Origin of the sequence: Mycobacterium sp. 852013-50091_SCH5140682, assembly GCF_001665685.1 — a bacterium.
In the GTDB taxonomy this organism is placed as follows: domain Bacteria; phylum Actinomycetota; class Actinomycetes; order Mycobacteriales; family Mycobacteriaceae; genus Mycobacterium.
This window is the reverse complement of record NZ_LZTB01000022.1, coordinates 23,534-40,600: the sequence shown is the minus strand read 5'-3', so window position 1 is coordinate 40,600 and position 17,067 is coordinate 23,534. Positions and strand designations below refer to the sequence as shown.

At 67.6% G+C, this 17,067-nt stretch carries 20 protein-coding genes; 9 read left to right on the top strand and 11 right to left on the bottom strand.

The features are described from left to right. Positions 1-281: 281 nt before the first annotated feature. The 3 genes from A5784_RS08050 to A5784_RS08040 all read right to left on the bottom strand — a co-directional run bounded on the left by A5784_RS08050 (position 282) and on the right by A5784_RS08040 (position 2,358). Entirely contained in the window at positions 282-746 is a 465-nt protein-coding gene (locus A5784_RS08050) for a DUF5078 domain-containing protein (protein WP_029373342.1), read from the bottom strand. Positions 747-793: 47 nt separating this feature from the next. Then, a complete protein-coding gene (locus tag A5784_RS08045; protein WP_029373343.1) occupies positions 794-1,129 on the bottom strand; it encodes a DUF732 domain-containing protein in 336 nt (111 codons plus the stop codon). An 83-nt stretch (positions 1,130-1,212) separates the two neighbouring features. Continuing rightward, entirely contained in the window at positions 1,213-2,358 is a 1,146-nt protein-coding gene (locus A5784_RS08040; RefSeq protein WP_064944050.1) for an alkaline phosphatase family protein, read from the bottom strand. A 133-nt stretch (positions 2,359-2,491) separates the two neighbouring features. Between A5784_RS08040 and A5784_RS08035 the strand changes: the two genes are divergently transcribed. From A5784_RS08035 to A5784_RS08025, 3 genes are all read left to right on the top strand, one after another. Continuing rightward, a complete protein-coding gene (locus tag A5784_RS08035) occupies positions 2,492-3,028 on the top strand; it encodes an Rv1352/Rv1906c domain-containing protein (protein ID WP_064944048.1) in 537 nt (178 codons plus the stop codon). 245 nt (positions 3,029-3,273) lie between these two features. Then, positions 3,274-4,488 (top strand): acyltransferase family protein, encoded by a 1,215-nt coding sequence (locus A5784_RS08030; RefSeq protein ID WP_064944046.1) that lies wholly within the window; start codon positions 3,274-3,276, stop codon positions 4,486-4,488. Positions 4,489-4,637: 149 nt separating this feature from the next. Next, entirely contained in the window at positions 4,638-5,324 is a 687-nt protein-coding gene (locus tag A5784_RS08025; RefSeq protein WP_064944044.1) for an Rv0518 family GDSL lipase, read from the top strand. A gap of 4 nt (positions 5,325-5,328) precedes the next feature. Here the strand turns inward: A5784_RS08025 and A5784_RS08020 are convergent, their stop codons facing one another. The 3 genes from A5784_RS08020 to A5784_RS37430 are packed head-to-tail and all read right to left on the bottom strand — an operon-like array spanning position 5,329 to position 7,218. Further along, positions 5,329-6,300, bottom strand: a complete 972-nt coding sequence (locus A5784_RS08020) for a GlxA family transcriptional regulator (RefSeq protein WP_064944043.1) — start codon at positions 6,298-6,300, stop codon at positions 5,329-5,331. Continuing rightward, on the bottom strand, positions 6,300-6,959 hold the full coding sequence (locus tag A5784_RS08015; protein ID WP_064944041.1) for an MOSC domain-containing protein: 660 nt from the start codon (positions 6,957-6,959) through the stop codon (positions 6,300-6,302). Before A5784_RS08015 ends, A5784_RS08020 begins: the two co-directional genes overlap by 1 nt. A gap of 10 nt (positions 6,960-6,969) precedes the next feature. Continuing rightward, the gene (locus A5784_RS37430) at positions 6,970-7,218 is read right to left on the bottom strand and encodes a hypothetical protein (protein WP_082944711.1); all 249 of its coding nucleotides are present in this window, start codon (positions 7,216-7,218) and stop codon (positions 6,970-6,972) included. A 64-nt stretch (positions 7,219-7,282) separates the two neighbouring features. On the opposite strand from A5784_RS37430, the gene A5784_RS08010 reads away from it, so the two are divergent. Together A5784_RS08010 and A5784_RS08005 are read left to right on the top strand one after the other, a co-directional pair. Next, positions 7,283-7,813: a septum formation family protein gene (locus tag A5784_RS08010; protein WP_232005977.1), complete on the top strand. Its 531-nt coding sequence runs from the start codon at positions 7,283-7,285 to the stop codon at positions 7,811-7,813. Between the two features lie 27 nt (positions 7,814-7,840). Further along, positions 7,841-8,794: an o-succinylbenzoate synthase gene (locus tag A5784_RS08005; RefSeq protein ID WP_064944037.1), complete on the top strand. Its 954-nt coding sequence runs from the start codon at positions 7,841-7,843 to the stop codon at positions 8,792-8,794. Positions 8,795-8,800: 6 nt separating this feature from the next. Here the strand turns inward: A5784_RS08005 and A5784_RS08000 are convergent, their stop codons facing one another. Continuing rightward, positions 8,801-9,694, bottom strand: a complete 894-nt coding sequence (locus A5784_RS08000; RefSeq protein WP_064944070.1) for an aminoglycoside phosphotransferase family protein — start codon at positions 9,692-9,694, stop codon at positions 8,801-8,803. Positions 9,695-9,754: 60 nt separating this feature from the next. On the opposite strand from A5784_RS08000, the gene tpx reads away from it, so the two are divergent. Beyond that, a complete protein-coding gene (tpx, locus tag A5784_RS07995; RefSeq protein WP_064944035.1) occupies positions 9,755-10,246 on the top strand; it encodes a thiol peroxidase in 492 nt (163 codons plus the stop codon). Between the two features lie 61 nt (positions 10,247-10,307). On the opposite strand, the gene tenA is transcribed toward tpx, so the two are convergent. Next, complete coding sequence (gene tenA / locus A5784_RS07990) at positions 10,308-10,982, bottom strand: thiaminase II (RefSeq protein WP_064944068.1); 675 nt, start codon at positions 10,980-10,982, stop codon at positions 10,308-10,310. Between the two features lie 273 nt (positions 10,983-11,255). Here tenA and ripD point away from each other — a divergent pair, with 273 nt between their 5' ends. From ripD to A5784_RS07975, 3 genes are all read left to right on the top strand, one after another. After that, positions 11,256-11,876: an NlpC/P60 family peptidoglycan-binding protein RipD gene (ripD, locus tag A5784_RS07985; RefSeq protein ID WP_064944033.1), complete on the top strand. Its 621-nt coding sequence runs from the start codon at positions 11,256-11,258 to the stop codon at positions 11,874-11,876. 85 nt (positions 11,877-11,961) lie between these two features. Beyond that, positions 11,962-13,020: a M48 family metallopeptidase gene (locus A5784_RS07980; protein WP_064944031.1), complete on the top strand. Its 1,059-nt coding sequence runs from the start codon at positions 11,962-11,964 to the stop codon at positions 13,018-13,020. A gap of 59 nt (positions 13,021-13,079) precedes the next feature. Further along, a complete protein-coding gene (locus A5784_RS07975) occupies positions 13,080-13,862 on the top strand; it encodes a hypothetical protein (RefSeq protein ID WP_064944029.1) in 783 nt (260 codons plus the stop codon). Positions 13,863-13,872: 10 nt separating this feature from the next. On the opposite strand, the gene upp is transcribed toward A5784_RS07975, so the two are convergent. Genes upp through A5784_RS07960 form a run of 3 tightly spaced genes read right to left on the bottom strand, consistent with a single transcriptional unit; the run spans position 13,873 to position 17,014 of the window. Further along, positions 13,873-14,502: a uracil phosphoribosyltransferase gene (gene upp / locus A5784_RS07970; RefSeq protein ID WP_064944027.1), complete on the bottom strand. Its 630-nt coding sequence runs from the start codon at positions 14,500-14,502 to the stop codon at positions 13,873-13,875. An 8-nt stretch (positions 14,503-14,510) separates the two neighbouring features. Continuing rightward, the gene (locus tag A5784_RS07965; RefSeq protein ID WP_064944025.1) at positions 14,511-15,737 is read right to left on the bottom strand and encodes a URC4/urg3 family protein; all 1,227 of its coding nucleotides are present in this window, start codon (positions 15,735-15,737) and stop codon (positions 14,511-14,513) included. Further along, positions 15,734-17,014, bottom strand: a complete 1,281-nt coding sequence (locus A5784_RS07960) for a GTP cyclohydrolase II (protein WP_064944066.1) — start codon at positions 17,012-17,014, stop codon at positions 15,734-15,736. Before A5784_RS07960 ends, A5784_RS07965 begins: the two co-directional genes overlap by 4 nt. Positions 17,015-17,067 lie beyond the last annotated feature (53 nt).

The window sequence follows — 17,067 nt, the reverse complement described above, 5'->3', positions numbered from 1 at the left end:
TGCGCGACGAGACAGCTGTCCTTGCCGTACGACAAGTGAAACCTATACAGTCGGCTAACTTCAATCAAGTCGATTGGATAGTCGTCGATGTCATGCGGACACGGGCCGTCGCTATCCCCGTTCAGCCGGGTGCCGTCACCTGAGTCACGCGAGATATTAGCCTATTTAATAGATTCGCAAAACGGGTAGCTACGCGCGTCGTAGCTGGTAACCGCGGGTCGGCCGCCCAAAAGGAAAACCCCCCGCGGTCGAGCCGCAGGGGGTTTAGGCGCACCCGTGGGTTACTGCCAATTCCATACCGACATATCGCCGGCCGGGTAGTTCGCGCAGACATCGGTGGTGCGGGCCGCGACGCCCTTGTTGTTGAAGAACAACTTGGCCCAGTTCGGCCACTTCCACGCCATGTTCTCGTAGAACGCGTTGGTCGCGGTGTCCTCGGAGTACTGCCGCCGCGCCGCGTAATCGAGCGAAAAGAACCAGTGGATCCGGTCCTGGGTCTCCTGCTGGAGTTCGGGCGACTTGTTGTTGTAGTCGATCATGTACCGCTCGTAGTACACGGGCTCGACGTCCCGGGCGGCCGCCATGATCTGTTCTGCGGTGCACGTGGTCCGCAGGATGCGGTTCGGGATGGGGTAGTCGTCGGTGGCATCCGCCGATGCGATGCCCGGCGCGGCGGCCAGGCTGCCCGCGACGGCACACGCGGCGACACCGGCGCGGATCAGATTGCTTACCCGACGTGTACGCATAGCCTTCAATGTTTCGCTCCAAGCCCTCGATCTGGATTGGCTGACAATCAGCCCTGATGCGCTGCTACCTGATCGATCACCGGCTGCAGGTCAGGGCAGTAGAAGTTGATGGCCGTACCCACGAACTGCCAGGCCTGCGCGGTGGTGCTGTCCTTGGGCAGGTTCTGGGAGACGAACTTGGCCGACTGGTATGCGTCATGGTCGACGCCGTTGTGCAGGCGCTTGCACGCGATCTTGCCGATCCAGGCGTTGTAGTCGCGCGGCCCGTAAATGCCGAAAGTGTGCAGCTGGTTGGCGAAGTCGGTGTCGATCTCGGCGTGTGCCGGAGCGGCGAACGCGATGGCGGCGGCGGCGCCGATTGCTGCCAGGCCTGCAAGCTTCATGCGCTGAATCTTAGATCATCTAATACAGAATTGGACAGCCAACCCCCGAACATCTCAGTCCGAATTCGCCGGGTCACCGCTGGTCAACCCTGAGCCACCAAGAGCGGAATTCGTTGTTCGGCGCTGGTCAATGAGCCGTGCTGGCCGATCAGAGACGACTCGATCGGTTCGGTGGTGCGGCGCAGCAATGCCGCCGAACCGCGGGTCGCGGCCACGACGTCACCGATGCGGTACCGCACCGCATCGCGGATCCGGGGCCCGAACCACCCGGCGTCGATGGCCTCGTCGCGGGGCAGCACCCACGCCGTGTCGGCAAGTGCCTCACGCCAGCGGGCCAGCACATCGTCACGCGCGCCTGCTGCCGTATAGACGTGCCTGGCGCGCGCTTCGCCGCCGATGTCCGCCACGCCGTCGAGCAGATCGGCGCGCTCGTCGAGGTCGACGACCGCTGCCGGATCGACGGCGACCATCCCGTGGTCGGCGACGACGGCAAGCAGCGCGTCGCGCGGCAGCGTCTCGACAATCGACTCCACCAGCCTGTCGACCTGGCGCAGCTGCATCCGCCAGGCCGGCGAGCCCGGCCCGTGCAGGTGGCCGACGAGATCGAGTTCGCCGTGATAGCCGTAACAGAATCCGCCCCGAGCCACCGCGTCCGTCACGCCCGCCGCGAGCTCGCCGAGAGCGTGCACACCGACATAGCGGGCGCCGCGCAGCACAGCCCGGGTCAAACCCGACCCCGCGAACTCCGAACCGGAGACGACGCTGACCGCCACGCCCGCCGCAGCCGCCCGCTCGAACGTCGTGGGCAGAGGCTGCAGCGCCTCGGGGCGCACCTGCTCGCGCAGGTCGTCGCCGCGGGGGTGCGGCCGCCACCGCAGGGCGTTCATCACTCGAACATCGGGGGTATCGGGCACTCGGAAGGACATGCCCACCAGGCCGTGTTCACCGGACCGGCATCCCGTGCCGATCGCCGCGAGGCCGGCCACCGTGGTGGAAGGGAACCCGACCTGCAGGGTCTGACCGCGCAAACTCGCCAGCACCGGGGCGTCGGCGGCATGGGCGTCCAGCAGATCGGCGCCCAGCCCGTCCACCAGCAGAACGCATGCACCGCGCGCGGGGCCGGGCAACTCGAGGCGGGAATCGAAGCCCGGCACCCCGAGCGTGCTCAGCACGGCCGGGACCACGTCGGCCAGCGCGGGGGCATCCGGATCAAGGTGTGGCACATCCACATTGCGAGCTTCCCACACGTGTCGGCCGGCCCAGGTCGGCGCGGTGGCCGACCCTTCCAGTGGTCGGTGCCAGGTTGGTGTGGCCGTGCGCGGACACGGGGGCATGCCCCGGCAAGCGGTAGTCTGGCCTGCTATGAGGCCGATGAGAGCAGCGATTTTCGCCGCGGTGCTTGTCGCGGCGGGGGTTGGAACCTTCAGCGGCGTAGCTACCGCTGATCCCGACGCGCCGGAGCCGACGCCCGCCGCGCCCGCGCCCGACCCGAATGCACCGGCGGCTCCCGCACCCGCGGCGCCGGCCGGCGCGCTGGCTACCAGCATCAATCACGACGGCACGTTTGTGGTCGGCAAGGACATCGCGCCGGGCACGTACGCATCGGCGGGCCCGGTCGGCAACGGTGCGTGCTACTGGAAGCGGATCGGTGACGACCAGAACCCGGTCATCGACAATGCGATGACCAAGAAAGCCCAGACGGTGGCGATCGAGCCCACCGACAAGGCCTTCAAGACCAGTGGCTGCCAGCCGTGGGCGCAGACCGACGCGCCACCGGACTCCCAGGCCCAGGGCGGCCTACTGCCTGCGCTCATCGCCGGGGGCCAGCTGCGCGGCATGCTCGGCACCCTGAACAACGGTGCCCGCCAGTACGACGGATCGAGTGTCCCGACGCCCTGACGGCTGACTGAGCCCGACACGCCGAGCCTGCACCGAGGTTCCGCATCGACGCTGTGCGCGTGGGCCGAATGCCTTGTCGCGCAAGTTGAAACCGGTGTGCGCGTAGCTCTCCGGTGGCTTCGTTCAGCAAGTGCACAGCAGCAGCGACGCGCGATGTGAGTGCTGCCGCTGTTAGTCTGCGAAGGCCGCCGGTCGCCAGGTCGCATCGGCGAGTGGACACGGAAATCGGCAAGGATACGTAAAACGTGGCGCGCGGCGCAGAGATCAAAGCCCTGACCGGAGTGCGCATCGTCGCAGCCGTGTGGGTGGTTCTGTTCCACTTCCGCCCGCTGCTGTATCAAGTGGCGCCCGACATCACCAAGGCGCTGGCCCCCGTGCTCAACTGCGGCGCACAAGGCGTCGACCTGTTCTTCATCCTCAGCGGTTTCGTGCTGACGTGGAACTACTTCGAGAGGATGGGGCCGTCCTGGTCCACTCGCGCGACCTTGCACTTCCTGTGGTTGCGACTGTCCCGGGTCTGGCCGGTCTACCTCGTCACCCTGCATCTGGCCGCGCTGTGGGTGATCTTCACCCTCAACGTCGGTCACATCCCACCGGAGGACGTCAGCCCCTTCAACGCGGTGAGCTACTTCCGGCAGCTCTTCCTGGTGCAGCTGTGGTTCCAGCCCTACTTCGACGGGTCGAGCTGGGACGGACCGGCATGGTCGATCAGCGCCGAGTGGCTGGCCTACCTGCTGTTCGGGGCGTTGATCCTCGTCGTGTTCCGGGTCGCACGGGCGACGCGGGCGCGCAGCCTGGTGCTGCTGGCCATCGCCGCGTCGACGCCTCCCGTGGTGCTGATGATGGTGAGCGGGCACATCTACACGCCGTGGAGCTGGTTGCCGAGAATCGTCATGCAGTTCACGGCGGGGGCGCTGGCCTGTGCTGCGGTGCGCAAGCTGGATCTCAGCGATACGGCCTGCCGCCGGGCCGGATACCTGTCCATCCCGCTGGTTGCGCTGGTCATCGGCGGGCTGTATTTCTTCGACGCGCATCCGCTGAACACCGTGGGTGATGCGGGCGGAATCGTCGATCTGCTGTTCGTGCCGCTGATAGTCCTGCTGGCCGTCGGGACCGGCAGCCTGCCGGCATTTCTCTCCACCCGGCTGCTCGTCTACGGCGGGCAGATCTCCTTCGGCCTCTACATGGTGCACGAGCTCGTCCACACCGCATGGATATGGACGGTCAAGCAGTTCGAGATCACGCTGACACCGACGTTGTCGGGTAAGGCGACCGTGTTCGGCCTCGTCGCCCTGTCGGTCCTCGGCGGGGTCCTGCTCTATCACATCGTCGAGGAACCGGCCCGGCGCTGGATGCGCAGGATGGTCGACATCAAGCCGGCGGACCCACCCAACAGACTGCACCGTATCGACGGCGAGCTCGAAGCCCGCCCGACCGGCGTTTCCGCACGCGCAGGATAGATGCGCACGGCAGCGAAACAGCCTGTGCCACAGGTTGTAATGGGCTCGTTATCGGTGTGTCACCGTGGCTGGGGTAACCTGCCTCGGGGCCAAAGGCGCACCGTGATCACGGTGGGGGACACGTCGTCTCACCGGCAGTGGAGGTAGCAGTGAGTCGTGTGTTCACTTTTGTCATCTCACTTGGCCTTCTGGCGGGTGTGGTCACGCACATACCCGTGCAGCGGTACACGACGTCCGGTCTGGATCCGCGACTCAATCACATTGCCGTCATCGGCGACTCGTACACGACCGGCAGCCTGGAGGGCGGCGAGGGGCCGCGTGGTTGGACCACCTTGGCGTGGGATCAGCTGGCCCATCGCGGCGTGCAGGTGAAGGCTGACGTAGTCGCCGAGGGTGGAGCGGGCTATGTGCAGCGCGGCAACCGCGGCAGCATCTTCGGTGATCTGACGGCGCGGGCGGTGAAGCCCGACGACTCGCTGATCGTGTTCTTCGGATCGCGCAACGACAAGGACATGGACCCCGCCGCGATCACGATGATGAGCCACAACGCGTTGACGCTCGCGCAGCACATCGCGCCGTCGGCCAAGCTGCTGGTGATCGCGCCGCCGTGGGTGTCGGCTGACGTGCCGCCGTCGATCCTGAACATCCGCGACATCCTCAAGGCCCAGGCCCACGACGTGGGTGCGGCATTCTTCGACCCGATCGAAGACGGTTGGTTCTTCGACCGGCCCGACCTCATCGGTGGCGACGGCATCCATCCCACCGACGCCGGGCACGCGTACATGGCCGACCGGCTGGCCCCGCTCATCGGCAGGCAGCTGCCGCGCGCGCTCTGAGCGGTCAGTTCGGGGCCGAGGTACGGAACCGGTCGCGGTAGGCCTTCGGTGCCACGCCGAGGTGGCTGACGAACACGCGGCGCAGCGTCTCGGCACTGCCGAAACCGGCCAGCCGGGCGCTTTCCCCGACGGAATGCCCGGCGTCGAGTGCCGCCCGGGCGACGTCGGTACGGACCCGCTCCACATAGCGCGCCGGGGTGGTGCCCAGCTCTGCCTGAAACAGCCGCGTCAGTTGCCGCGTGCTCAAAGCCGCCACGGCCGCAAGGCTTTTCACGCTGTGATCGGCAGTAGGGTCGGCGGCGACGGCATCGGTGACGCGCCGCAACGCTGAGGGCTCGGATGCATCCACCTCGACGAGGGTGGAGAACTGCGACTGACCGCCCGCGCGCTTGAGATACACCACCAGTGACCGCGCTACTTCACGGACCAGGTCGGCACCGTGATCACGCTCGACCAACGCCAGCGCCAGATCGATACCGGCCGACACCCCCGCCGAGGTGTAGATGTCGGCGTCCTCGACAAATATCGCGTCCGGTTCGACGACGGTGTCGGGATACGCGCGCCCGAGCAGGCGGGCATGCCGCCAGTGCGTGGTGGCCCGCCGGCCTTTCAGCAGACCTGCCTCGGCCAGGATGAACGCGCCGGTGCAGATCGACGCCAACCGGCGGGTACGGCCTGGCACCTGCCGTAGCGCGGAGACCAGGGCGGGGTCGATCGGGCGCCCGACCAGGTTGTCGCCGCCGGCCACCAGTACGGTGTCGACGTCGTCGATGTCCGAAATGCGTTCAGTGGCAGGGAATTTCGTGCCAATCGAGGTGGTGACTTCATGTCCGTCGAGCGACGCGATCCGGATGGCGTACTGCGCGCCGAACCGATTCGCCTCGGCGAACACCTCGGCAGGGCCCGCCGCGTCGAGCAGCTTCACGCCGTCGAAGACGACGATCACCACCACGCGCGGACGGGCGCTGCCGGTCATCAGCCTGCGGTTCGGCGGTAGGCGAGCTCCTTGAGTTCGGTGGGCAGCGCGTCGGCCCGCAGAATCTCTTGCAGCAGTTGGGGTTCGAGGGTGAGCGCGCGAAACACGATGCCTACGGTCACGTCGTGATCGGGCCGTTCGGCCACCACGATCTCGTCACCCGCGCGGACGGTGCCGGGGGTCACCAGGCGTAGGTAGGCGCCCGGAATCGCGGTCCTGGTAAAGGTTTTGATCCATCCGTTGATCTCCAGCCACGCGGCGAAAGTGCGGCAGGGGATCCGCGGCCGGGACACTTCGAGTTCGAGGCCGTCCGAGCCCACCAGCCACCGCTCGCCGATGACCGAATTGGTGACGTCCAGGCCTGCCGTGGTGAGGTTTTCGCCGAACACGCCGTTGGCGATCTCGCGGTCCAGTTCGCTCTGCCAGTCGTCGAGATCTTCGCGGGCGTAGGCGTAGACCGCCTGATCGTCACCGCCGTGCACCAACTGGTTGCCGATGGTGTCGCCGACCAGGCCACTGCCGAGGCCGCCGTGCATGGGCCCCGGGGCGCGGACTGCGACAGCCCCGTCGACCGGACGTTTGTCGATGCCGGTCGTCGTGCGCTCATCGTCGGGATTGGGCCGCGGGTGAGCCACGTTGACGGTCAGAACATGTGCCATGACGCTCAAGCTAGACCATCGGTGTCGCAACACCATTGGGCGCTGCGGGCGGCGGAGGAACCGGCAGGCACAACCCCGTCGCGGTGTCGAGCTGGCGGCCGGGCACGCAGAACGGTGCGCAGCCATAGATAACGCCGGTCTCACCGTCCGGGCAACCCGCCATCACCGTGGGTGTCGCGGCGCCGGCAAAACCCAATGGCACTGCGGCGAACGCCACTGCTGCCAGCGTCATGATGGTCCGCCGCGCTCGGCTTGGCATGCCGCACTCCTGACGTGTTCGTGATTCTTTTGACCTGCTTGGAAGTTTAGGCTGCGACGAGAGGATGAGGTCAACATTGCTCACCTCGATGCGTATCGCGACGGCGATGCTCGTGGGCGCGGGGCTGACGGCATGCGGCGGCGGGCAACACGTCACCGACTCTTCGAGTGCGCAACCCGCCACATCGCTGCACACCGCGGCGCCCGCCCCGCCGCCGAGTGCCGCTGCCCCGGCCAAGGAGCAGAGCAAGGCGTGGGTGGACCTGCAGGCCGGAGACTGCCTGGTCGGCATGCCGCCGACCGATCCGAGCGTGGTGATGGTGACGACCGTCGACTGCGCCACGCCGCATCGCGCCGAGGCGTTCTACCGCGGTGATGTGTCCGTGAACGACGCCATCGCGGGCGTAGCCGACCAGGCCTGTGCCACGGGATTCGCCTCCTACACCGGTCACCCCGCGACAAGCAGCAGGTTTTCGGTGACCTATCTGATCGATTCCCGCCAGGACCGCACCTCGAACAATCCGGAACCGAGTTCGGTGATCTGCGTGCTGTACGCGGCGGACGGGACTCCGCTGACCGGATCCGCCCGCCGGTAAGGCAGCGTCGGCTAGCGTCACCTGCTTGTGCAGACCCTGATCGACCTCGACAGCTCACCGGTGTTCGCGATCCCGTTGCGCGACGGCACCGGCACTTACGAGGGCGTGCTGGTCGAGGGCCCGCAGGGCTGGGGCGAGTTCGGTCCGCCGTCGGATGCCGGCGCCGCGACGCTGGTGCGCTGGCTGACCGCCGCGACCGAGCCCGGCACTGTCGGCTGGCCCGATCCTGTGCGCGGCCGGATCCCCATTGCTGCCACCGTGCCTCCCGTCGACCCCGCGCGCGCCCACGACATCGTGGTCGCATCGGGGTGCCGGTCAGCCGTGGTCGAGGTCGGCACCCCGCTGGCCGACGACGTCGCCCGGGTGGCCGCGGTGCGTGAGGCTCTCGGACCCGACGGCGCGATCCGCTGCGACGCCAGGGGCAGGTGGGACGTCGATACCGCGGTGGCCGCGATCGCAGCGCTGCACGGGGCGGCAGGCCACCTGGAGTTCGTTGTGCAACCGTGCTCCAGCCTCGCCGACGCCGCCCGCGTGCGGGCCCGCCTCGATGTACGCATCGCGGTCGACATGTCGGTGCTCGACACCCACGGGCCGGCGCCGCACGAGGCCGCTGACGTCGCCGTCGTGCGGTGCGGACCGCTCGGCGGCGCCCGCCGGGCGCTGCGGGTGGCCGAGATGACGGGGCTGCCGTGCGTGGTCAGCTCGACCGTGCAGACCAGTATCGGTCTCACGGCAGGGCTCGCGCTGGCGGGTGCGCTGCCCGAGTTGCCATACGCATGCGAACTCGGCGGCCGCTCGCTGCTGGCGGGCGACGTCGTCGCCCCATCCCGTTCGCTGACTGTCGTGGACGGTTTCCTGCCCGTCGCCCCGATGCCTCCCGCCCCCCAGCCGGAACTGGTTGAGCAATACGCCGTCACCGACCCGCAGCGGATCGCGTGGTGGCGCGACCGCATCCGCGCGGCCACCGCGGTTGGGCGCTGAGAGCGGTCAGTCCTGCACGGCCTTGGCGATGGTCACGCATGTGGTCAGCCAGTCGGGGTCCGGTTCATCCTGTTCGGTCAGCTCCCACATCGCGTTGTGCATGGTCCGCACGATCACCCACGCCCTGGCCCGGTCGACGTCGAGTTCGGCCGCGTCGACCAGGGTGTAGAACCGGCGCCGCACACCGTCGCGAACGTAACCGGCGAGCTCGGCCCACCGGTTCCACAGCATCGGCGCGATCTCGTAGTGCGGGTCGCCGCTGATCGGTTTCGGGTCGATCACCAGCCAGGGTTCCCGATCGGCGGCCAGCACGTTCTCGTAGTGCAGGTCGCTGTGGATGAGCGTTGCCGAGCTTGCCGGGTCAGCGATGAGTTCGGTACCCAGCGTGATGGCCTGCTCCACCAGCCGGCGCGGTACCGGCGCGTTGCGGGGGAGCGCTGTGAGGTCGGCGGTCCAGTGTTCGACGAGTGCGGGAAGCAGACGAAGCTGGGGCAGCGCCGGAACGTGGATCCGGCGGTACAGCGACGCGGCGATCTCGCATGCCTCGATGTCCCAGAGCCCCTTGAGATCTCGGGTTTGCAACCGCTCGAGCAGCAGGGCCCGGCGATGAGGCTCGGCGCGCAGTAACCGGACCGCGCCGTCGCCGCCCCACCGGCGCAGCGCGAGGTGTTCGTGTTCGGACTCCTCGTCGGGCAGCGAGATCTTGAGCACCGCAGGCCCGGTGTCGCGGCTGCGCACGGGCACCACGATCGAGCAGAAGCCGTGCATGGGAGCCCCGTCCGGGGTGAGCGCCCAGTCGTCGAGCTGGGCCCGCAGGAGCCGCGGCAGCCGGTCCACCCAGTCCTGCCACTGTGGTCCACGCACGGCCATCGCGCGCACCGCGTCGGGCAGATCGATCATCGGCTCCATGGTCGCACCCCGGCCTGTCTCACCCGCCGCCGGTTTTGACAGACTGTGCCTATGGCACAGATAACCCTGCGTGGAAACCCCGTCAACACCGTGGGCGAGCTGCCCGCCGTCGGCTCGCCGGCGCCCAGCTTCGCGCTCACGGGCACCGATCTCGGCCCGGTCACCAACGAGCAGTTCCGAGGCAAGGCCGTGCTGCTGAACATCTTCCCGTCGGTCGACACCCCGACCTGTGCCACCAGCGTGCGCACCTTCAACGAGAAGGCCGCATCCAGCGGTGCTGCCGTGCTGTGCGTGTCCAAGGACCTGCCGTTCGCGCAGAGCCGTTTCTGTGGCGCCGAGGGCATCGAGAACGTCACCACTGCGTCGGCCTTCCGCGACGGCTTCGGTGAGGACTACGGCATCACTATCGCCGACGGTCCGATGGCCGGGCTGTTCGGCCGTGCCGTCGTGGTGATCGGTGCGGACGGCAATGTCGCCTACACCGAGCTGGTGTCCGAGATCGCCGACGAGCCGAACTACGACGCCGCGCTGGCCGCGCTGTAGTAATCCGTTCTATCCACGTGCTGCCCGCCTGGGATTCAGGCGGGCAGCACGTGCATTTACATCAGATCGGCCACTGCTCGCGGCGGTACCCGGCGTCGAAGAACATCCACTCGTATTGCGCGGTCTGCCGGAAATGCGCCCGCGCGACGGCCTCGTCAGCCTCGGTCAGGGTCGGTCCCACGCGGTCGGTCAGTGCCAGCACTTCCGCCACGGTCGCGGCGAAGGCCTCGCCGCCATAACTGTCGATCCAGCGCTGATAGCGCGAATCACGCGATCCTCGGGCGGCCAGATCGGCTCCCACCCGCGCGTAGATCCAGTAGCACGGCAGCACCGCCGCCAGCCCGTCGGCGAAGCTGCCGCTGTACGCGGTGGCCAGCAGATAGCTGGTGTAGGCCCGGGTGGTCGGGGCGATCGGCTCCGCATTCAATGTGACGGGGTCCAGTCCCAGTTCGGGCAGCAGCTGCGTATGCAGTTCGAGCTCGACGTCGAACACCTCGGCGGCGTGCCGGGCGAACATCGCGGTGTCGGTCAGCTCCGGAGCCTTCGCCGCGACGATGGCCAGCGCCCGCGCATAGTCCCGCAGATAGTGGACGTCCTGGGCGACGTAGTGGGCGAACGCCTTGTCGTCCAGGCTGCCGTCGGTGAGCCCGGTGATGAAGGGGTGGTCCAGGATCGCCGTGTAGGTGTCCTCGATGTCGGTCCACAACCGGTTCGACCAGCTTGTCGTCGCGTTCATGGTCGCCATCTTGTCATGTCTGTGTGCGCTCCAGGAAAACCCATTGCCGCACAACGTCATTCACTTTCCCCTGCGGCGGACCGAACTGGGCGCCGGCGCGGGCAGCCGGTCGGGCCTGAGTCACCGTTCGGTCACGGTACTGCATCTCATTAGCGTTGTGCTGCAGAGAAATTGGGCAGAACGGCGATCGGCCGGTACAAATAGTTGCGGTGACTGCTGTCGACGGGCGGTCAGCCTGAGATGACACTGGGTCGAAGAGAGTTGAAGTATGCGATGAAGCGCACGTATGCCCTGATGGTCAGCCTGGCTCTGCTGCTGGCGGCCCCCGGACTCGCGTCCGCAGATCCGTACCAGCGGCCGGCCGGCAACCAGAAGTTCATCGAACAGGTTATCTCCCGGGCACTTTCGCAACGCGGCGTGCCGTTCGTCTACGGCGGAGGGGACTCCAACGGGCCCACCCGTGGAGTCGTGCGTGATGCGACCGTGGCCGCTGCCAACCCCGCTCTCCCCGGTGCCGCAGGCCCGGTTCTGGCACCCACCACACCGGCCGCCCCGGGACTGTTCCCCGGCCTGCTGGGTCTGGGTGCCACGCCCGCCGCGCCCGTCGCTCCCAACGTCGTCGGTTTCGACGCATCGGGTCTCATCGTGTATTCGTTCGCCGGTGTCGGCGTGAAGCTGCCGCGGTCCTCCGGTGAGCAGTACAAGGTCGGGCAGAAGGTGGCACCCGCGCAGGCGGCGCCCGGCGATCTGATCTTCTACGGCCCGGAGGGCACCCAGAGCGTCGCGCTGTTCGTCGGAAATGGGCAGATGGTCGAGACCACCGAGCGTGGCGTGGCGGTGTCGCCCGTGCGTACCAACGGCATGGCGCCGTACCTGGTTCGCATCATCGCCTGACGCCGGGCGGCGGCTTGCGAATTGGTGTCCGGGCCCTCGTGCAACCCTCCGTAGTGTTGGGGCTGACACGACGAAGGGCACACCGATGGACCAGCCACCCGCGAATGCGCGGACCGTATTCCCCGGCATCAGTTCCCGGGCCTGGGAGCACCCTGCCGACCGCACTGCGCTGACCGCGCTGCGCCGGCTCAAGGGTTTCGATCAGATCCTCAAGCTCCTGTCGGGGATGTTGCGGGAGCGCAGGCACCGGCTGGTGTACCTGGCCAATTCGGCGCGCGTGGGGCCCCGTCAGTTCGCGGACCTCGACGCGCTGCTCGACGAGTGCGTGCAGGTGCTCGACGCGCCCACTCGGCCCGAAATGTTCGTCATGCAGTCACCTTTCGCGAACGCCTACACCATCGGGATGGACGAGCCGTTCATCGTCATCACCTCGGGCATGTACGACCTGCTGACACCCGACGAGATGCGGTTCATCATCGGCCACGAACTCGGGCACGCGCTGAGCGGGCACGCGGTCTACCGGACCATGCTCGACCACCTGATGCGCCTTGCGGCGTCGTTCGGTTTCATCCCGCTCGGCGGGTGGGCGCTGCGGGCCATCGTGGCGGCACTGCAGGAATGGCAACGCAAATCCGAGCTATCGGGTGATCGGGCGGGTCTGCTGTGCGGGCAGGATTTCGACACCGCCATCCGCGTCGAACTCAAGCTGGCCGCCGGTGCCCGGCTCGACAAGCTCGACACCCAGGCCTTCCTGGCCCAAGCCCGGGATTACGATGCCGCAGGCGACATGCGCGACGGCGTGCTCAAGCTGCTCAATCTCGAATTGCGCAGCCACCCGTTCTCGGTGTTGCGCGCGGCCGCGTTGACCAGATGGGTCGACACCGGGGGCTACGGCGCCATCATGGCGGGCGACTACCCGCTGCGGGCCGACGACGACAACGTCCGGTGGTCCGACGACGTCACCGCTGCCGCGCGCCAATACAAGGACGGTTTCGACCAGTCCAACGATCCGTTGATCCGGGGCATCCGCGACGGGCTGGGCGGTTTCGTCGACGGGGTCGGGCAGGCGGCCACCAGCGCGGCCGATTCGATGGGGCGCAAAATCTCTGAGTGGCGGCGCAATTCACGCTCCGAGGACGAGTAGCCGACGTCATTGCCGCGACCTGCCGTTGCCGCAACGGTAAGCCCCTAGACTGACCTGTCGTGGGCATCCTGTTCGGTTTCGCGCCGTGGATCATCTACTGGGTTCTTGTCGGCAACGTTCCGTTTCTCACCGCCGTGCTCGTCGCGCTGGCGGCTGCGGTCGCCACATTCGTCATCAGTCGGATCGCCGGCACCCCGGGGCGCACCCTGGAAGTCGGCGCGCTGGGCACCTTCGTCGTGCTGACAGTACTCACCGTGACGCTGAGTCAGGATTTCCTGCAGAGGTGGATCCAGCCGCTGAGCAACGCCGGAATCTTCCTGGTCGCCCTGACCGGGCTGTTGCTCGGCAAGCCGTTCGTGCAGGAGTACGCGGCCGCGGGCCAGCCTCCGGGAGTCGTCGAGAGCGACCTGTTCAAGCGGATCGTGACGATCCTGACGTGGATCTGGGTCGCCGCGTTCGGCGGCATGACGGTGTCGTCGGCGATACCGCCGATCGTGCAGGGCGACGCCACCATCCTCGACACTCGAACGCCGCTGTCGTTCATCTGCTACTGGGTGATTCCCGCTGTGCTGCTTGGCATCGCCGCGCTGGCATCGCGGATCCTGCCGGACCGCATGACGGCCGGGATGAACGACATCGTCCGCAAGACCACCTTCGTCGCCTACAGCGAAGCGGCGATCGACGAGCTGTACTACCTCGCGCAGGAGCACGCCAACCGTGAGGTGGGCGCCGGGCAGGAGGCATACGACGTCCGGGTCGGGGGATCGGGCACCCCGTTGCTTGGCGACGAGACCAGGGTGTCCTGGCCCTCGACCTACAAGGTGCGGGACCGCAAACGCTGACCGCTACTTGTCATTTCGTCCCGAAGATGCGGTCGCCCGCGTCGCCCAGACCGGGCACGATGTAGCCGTCGGCATCGAGTTCGCGGTCCAGCGCCGCGGTGTAGATGGCCACGTCGGGGTGGGCCGCCTGCATGGCGGCGACGCCTTCGGGACAGGTCAGCAGGCAGACGAACTTGATCGACTTCGGCTGGTATTCCTTGAGCCGGTCGATGGCTGCCACCGCCGAGTTGCCGGTCGCCAGCATCGGGTCGACCACCACCACATCGCGTTCGTGCAGATCGCTCGGCATCTTGAAGTAGTACTCAACGGCGACATGGGTTTTCGGGTCCCGATACAGCCCGATATGACCGACGCGCGCGCTCGGGACGACGTTGAGCATGCCGTCGAGGATGCCGCTGCCTGCCCGCAGAATGGATGCGAACACCAGCTTCTTGCCGTCGATCACCGAGCCCGTGGTGGATTCCAGCGGGGTCTCGATCTCGATCTCGTGTACGGGGACGTCGCGCAGCACCTCGTAGGCCATCAGCATTGAGATCTCGATCAAGAGTTGTCGAAATCCCTTGGTGGACACCTCTTTTTGTCGCATCATGGTGAGCTTGTGCGCCACCAGCGGGTGATCGACGATATGCAGGTTACCCATGGCGCCTCCTAGAAGACCGTGCCGTCGCTGCTGATGGTCAGCGGTGGGCTGCCTGCCCGCAGCCGCTCGGCCAGCCGGCGTCCGGCGGCCCAGGTACCCCCTTCGAGCACACACGCCAACGGCAGCTGCCCGGCGCCGGCGCCGAGCCGAACCCGCACGAGCTCAGCGAGTTCGTCGAGCAGCGCAACGGTCAGCGCTCGCCACTCCACCACGAGTTCGTCACCCACCGACCAGGCGCGTCGTGCCCACTCTGGCTTCCGCAGCTGCAGCACCGCGGTGTCGAGCAGCAGACCGCCGTTGCGGTATTCGGGCAGTCCGGTCAATGCGTCGAGGCCCGTCACCTGCACACCGGACCAGGTGAACGGTTCCAGCAGCGAGTACGTCAGCCATTGCGACAGCTTGTGAAACGGCATCCACCCCCACGACGGTCCGTCGCCGGGCACGGCGGGGTGCGGCCAGCAGTCACCCAGGGGTTGGCCGTCAATGACATTGTCGGCCAACCAGATACCGGACAGTGAGGTCAACAGCCGGGTCAGGATGGTGTGGGCGGTGACGGTCGGGCCCGCCACGGTGTCGAATAGCCCACCGGGGCGGCCGGGCTGGCCGAAGACCGCGGGTTGACCTGCCATCGCGGCCCCGAGACGACGCAGCAGCTCTACCCGCCCGTCGATGCCGACCAGGGGATTGCGTGCGTCCACCTGGAAAGCCCGGGCCAGCGTGTCGCCGTCGAGAGTGCTCAGGCCCTCAGCGTCGACCTGCCAGGGCCGGTCCGGGTCGCTGGAGAACACGCCGTCGAAGAACGCGTGCCAACTCGCGACCGCGAGACCTTCGGAACGGGTGAAGCTGAGCCCGGTGGTGGCTTCGCGGTATTGCCAACCGGGGCCCGCCCCGGCGTCGAGCAGCACGCTGACGATGGTGAGATCGATCAGGGTCCTGGCCCGTGCCGCGGGGTCGAGATCGGCCAGCCGGGCGTCCAGTTCGGCCTTGCGGTCGACACCGCCGGCTTCGAAGTGGCGCCACCGGCTGTGATAGGGGATGCGCAGATCGGGGTAGCGCTCCCGGGTGACGGCGGCGACTTCGGCGGCCGCGCGTGGCAGCGCCTCGTCGTCGACCACGAACCACGGGGAGCGGCCGGCCCTGGCCCGTTGCAGCAGGACGCCGGCCCGCTCCCGGATGGCGGCGGTGGTGCGCAGCGTGGCGACCGCGGCTGCGGCCTCGGTGTCGGCGGCGGTCATGGCAGCAGACCGCGGCCTTTGGCGATTCTGAGCTCCTCGGCGTCGGGTACCGGCCCGGGGGTGAAGTAGCCTGCGGCCATCTTCGCGTCGATCTCGACGCGAGCGTCCGGCGGGATCAGCTCGTCGGGGATGTTCACCCGTTCGCCGACTTCGATGCCGGAACCGGTGATGGCGTCGTACTTCATGTTGCTCATGGATACCAGGCGATGGATCTTGCGGATACCCAGCCAGTGCAATACGTCGGGCATCAGTTCCTGGAACCGCATATCCTGCACCCCGGCAACACATTCCGTACGGGTGAAGTACGCCTCGGCGGTGTCGCCGCCTTCTTGGCGTTTGCGGGCGTTGTACACGAGGAACTTGGTGACCTCGCCCAGGGCGCGTCCCTCCTTGCGGGAGTAGGCCACCAACCCGACACCGCCGTGTTGCGCACCCCGGATGCACTCTTCGATCGCATGCGTGAGATATGGCCGGCAGGTACAGATGTCGGACCCGAACACGTCCGACCCGTTGCATTCGTCGTGGACCCGCGCGGTCAGTTCGACGCCGGGATCGGCCAGGTCGCGCGGGGTGCCGAAGATGTAGACGGTCTGCCCGCCGATCGGGGGCAGGAACACCTCGAGGTCACCGCGGGTGACGAGCTCGGGGTACATGCCGCCGGTCTCCTCGAACAGCACCCGCCGCAGGTCGTTTTCGCTGCACCCGAAGCGCGCCGCGACGCCGGGCAGATGCCAGACGGGTTCGATCGCAGCCTTGGTGACCACGGCGGCACCGCTCGGCAGCAGGAACTGACCGTCGGGCTTCAGCCGGCCTTTTACGACCGCGTCGGCGATCTCGGGCAGGATCACGTGGGCCTTGGTCACCGCGATGGTCGGGCGGATGTCATAGCCTGCCGCGAGTTCGGCGGTGAAGGCCTCGGCGACCATCGCGCCCCACGGGTCCAGGCTGACAATCGTGGCCGGTTCTCCCCATTGCGGATAGGGCCCGATCACGTCGGTGGGCGCGGTGTTGGTCAGATCGGCGCGGTGGTCTCGCGACAGTGCTCCGGCCGCCACCGCCAAGGCGCGGTACACGCTATAAGAGCCGCTGTGTGTGCCGATCACGTTGCGGTGGGCGCGGGTGATCGTCGTTCCGATGACCGGGCCCCGTTCGGCGGCGGTGGGCGCGCCCCAGTGGATGGTCAGGGCGTCGGCTGCACCGCTGTGTGAGGTCAGCCGGATATGCCGGGCCGGGCCGTGGCCCGGTGTTGGCGCGGCAGAGCCTGGATCCACAACCATGGCCATGGCCCCTTTCTGTGGCGTGAGGCCTCCAGTCAACCTCGAATTGCCCG

Bases quoted from the DNA above. Each gene is read 5' to 3' on its own strand.
- A5784_RS08035 (WP_064944048.1), top strand. From the start codon at position 2,492: ATGAGGCCGATGAGAGCAGCGATTTTCGCCGCGGTGCTTGTCGCGGCG.
- A5784_RS08000 (WP_064944070.1), bottom strand. From the start codon at position 9,694: ATGATCGATCTGCCCGACGCGGTGCGCGCGATGGCCGTGCGTGGACCA.
- A5784_RS37430 (WP_082944711.1), bottom strand. From the start codon at position 7,218: ATGCCAAGCCGAGCGCGGCGGACCATCATGACGCTGGCAGCAGTGGCG.
- upp (WP_064944027.1), bottom strand. From the start codon at position 14,502: ATGGGTAACCTGCATATCGTCGATCACCCGCTGGTGGCGCACAAGCTC.
- A5784_RS07980 (WP_064944031.1), top strand. From the start codon at position 11,962: ATGGACCAGCCACCCGCGAATGCGCGGACCGTATTCCCCGGCATCAGT.
- A5784_RS08010 (WP_232005977.1), top strand. From the start codon at position 7,283: ATGAGGTCAACATTGCTCACCTCGATGCGTATCGCGACGGCGATGCTC.
- A5784_RS07965 (WP_064944025.1), bottom strand. From the start codon at position 15,737: ATGACCGCCGCCGACACCGAGGCCGCAGCCGCGGTCGCCACGCTGCGC.
- A5784_RS07960 (WP_064944066.1), bottom strand. From the start codon at position 17,014: ATGGTTGTGGATCCAGGCTCTGCCGCGCCAACACCGGGCCACGGCCCG.
- tenA (WP_064944068.1), bottom strand. From the start codon at position 10,982: ATGAACGCGACGACAAGCTGGTCGAACCGGTTGTGGACCGACATCGAG.
- A5784_RS08045 (WP_029373343.1), bottom strand. From the start codon at position 1,129: ATGAAGCTTGCAGGCCTGGCAGCAATCGGCGCCGCCGCCGCCATCGCG.
- A5784_RS08020 (WP_064944043.1), bottom strand. From the start codon at position 6,300: ATGACCGGCAGCGCCCGTCCGCGCGTGGTGGTGATCGTCGTCTTCGAC.
- A5784_RS08015 (WP_064944041.1), bottom strand. From the start codon at position 6,959: ATGGCACATGTTCTGACCGTCAACGTGGCTCACCCGCGGCCCAATCCC.
- ripD (WP_064944033.1), top strand. From the start codon at position 11,256: ATGAAGCGCACGTATGCCCTGATGGTCAGCCTGGCTCTGCTGCTGGCG.
- A5784_RS08050 (WP_029373342.1), bottom strand. From the start codon at position 746: ATGCGTACACGTCGGGTAAGCAATCTGATCCGCGCCGGTGTCGCCGCG.
- tpx (WP_064944035.1), top strand. From the start codon at position 9,755: ATGGCACAGATAACCCTGCGTGGAAACCCCGTCAACACCGTGGGCGAG.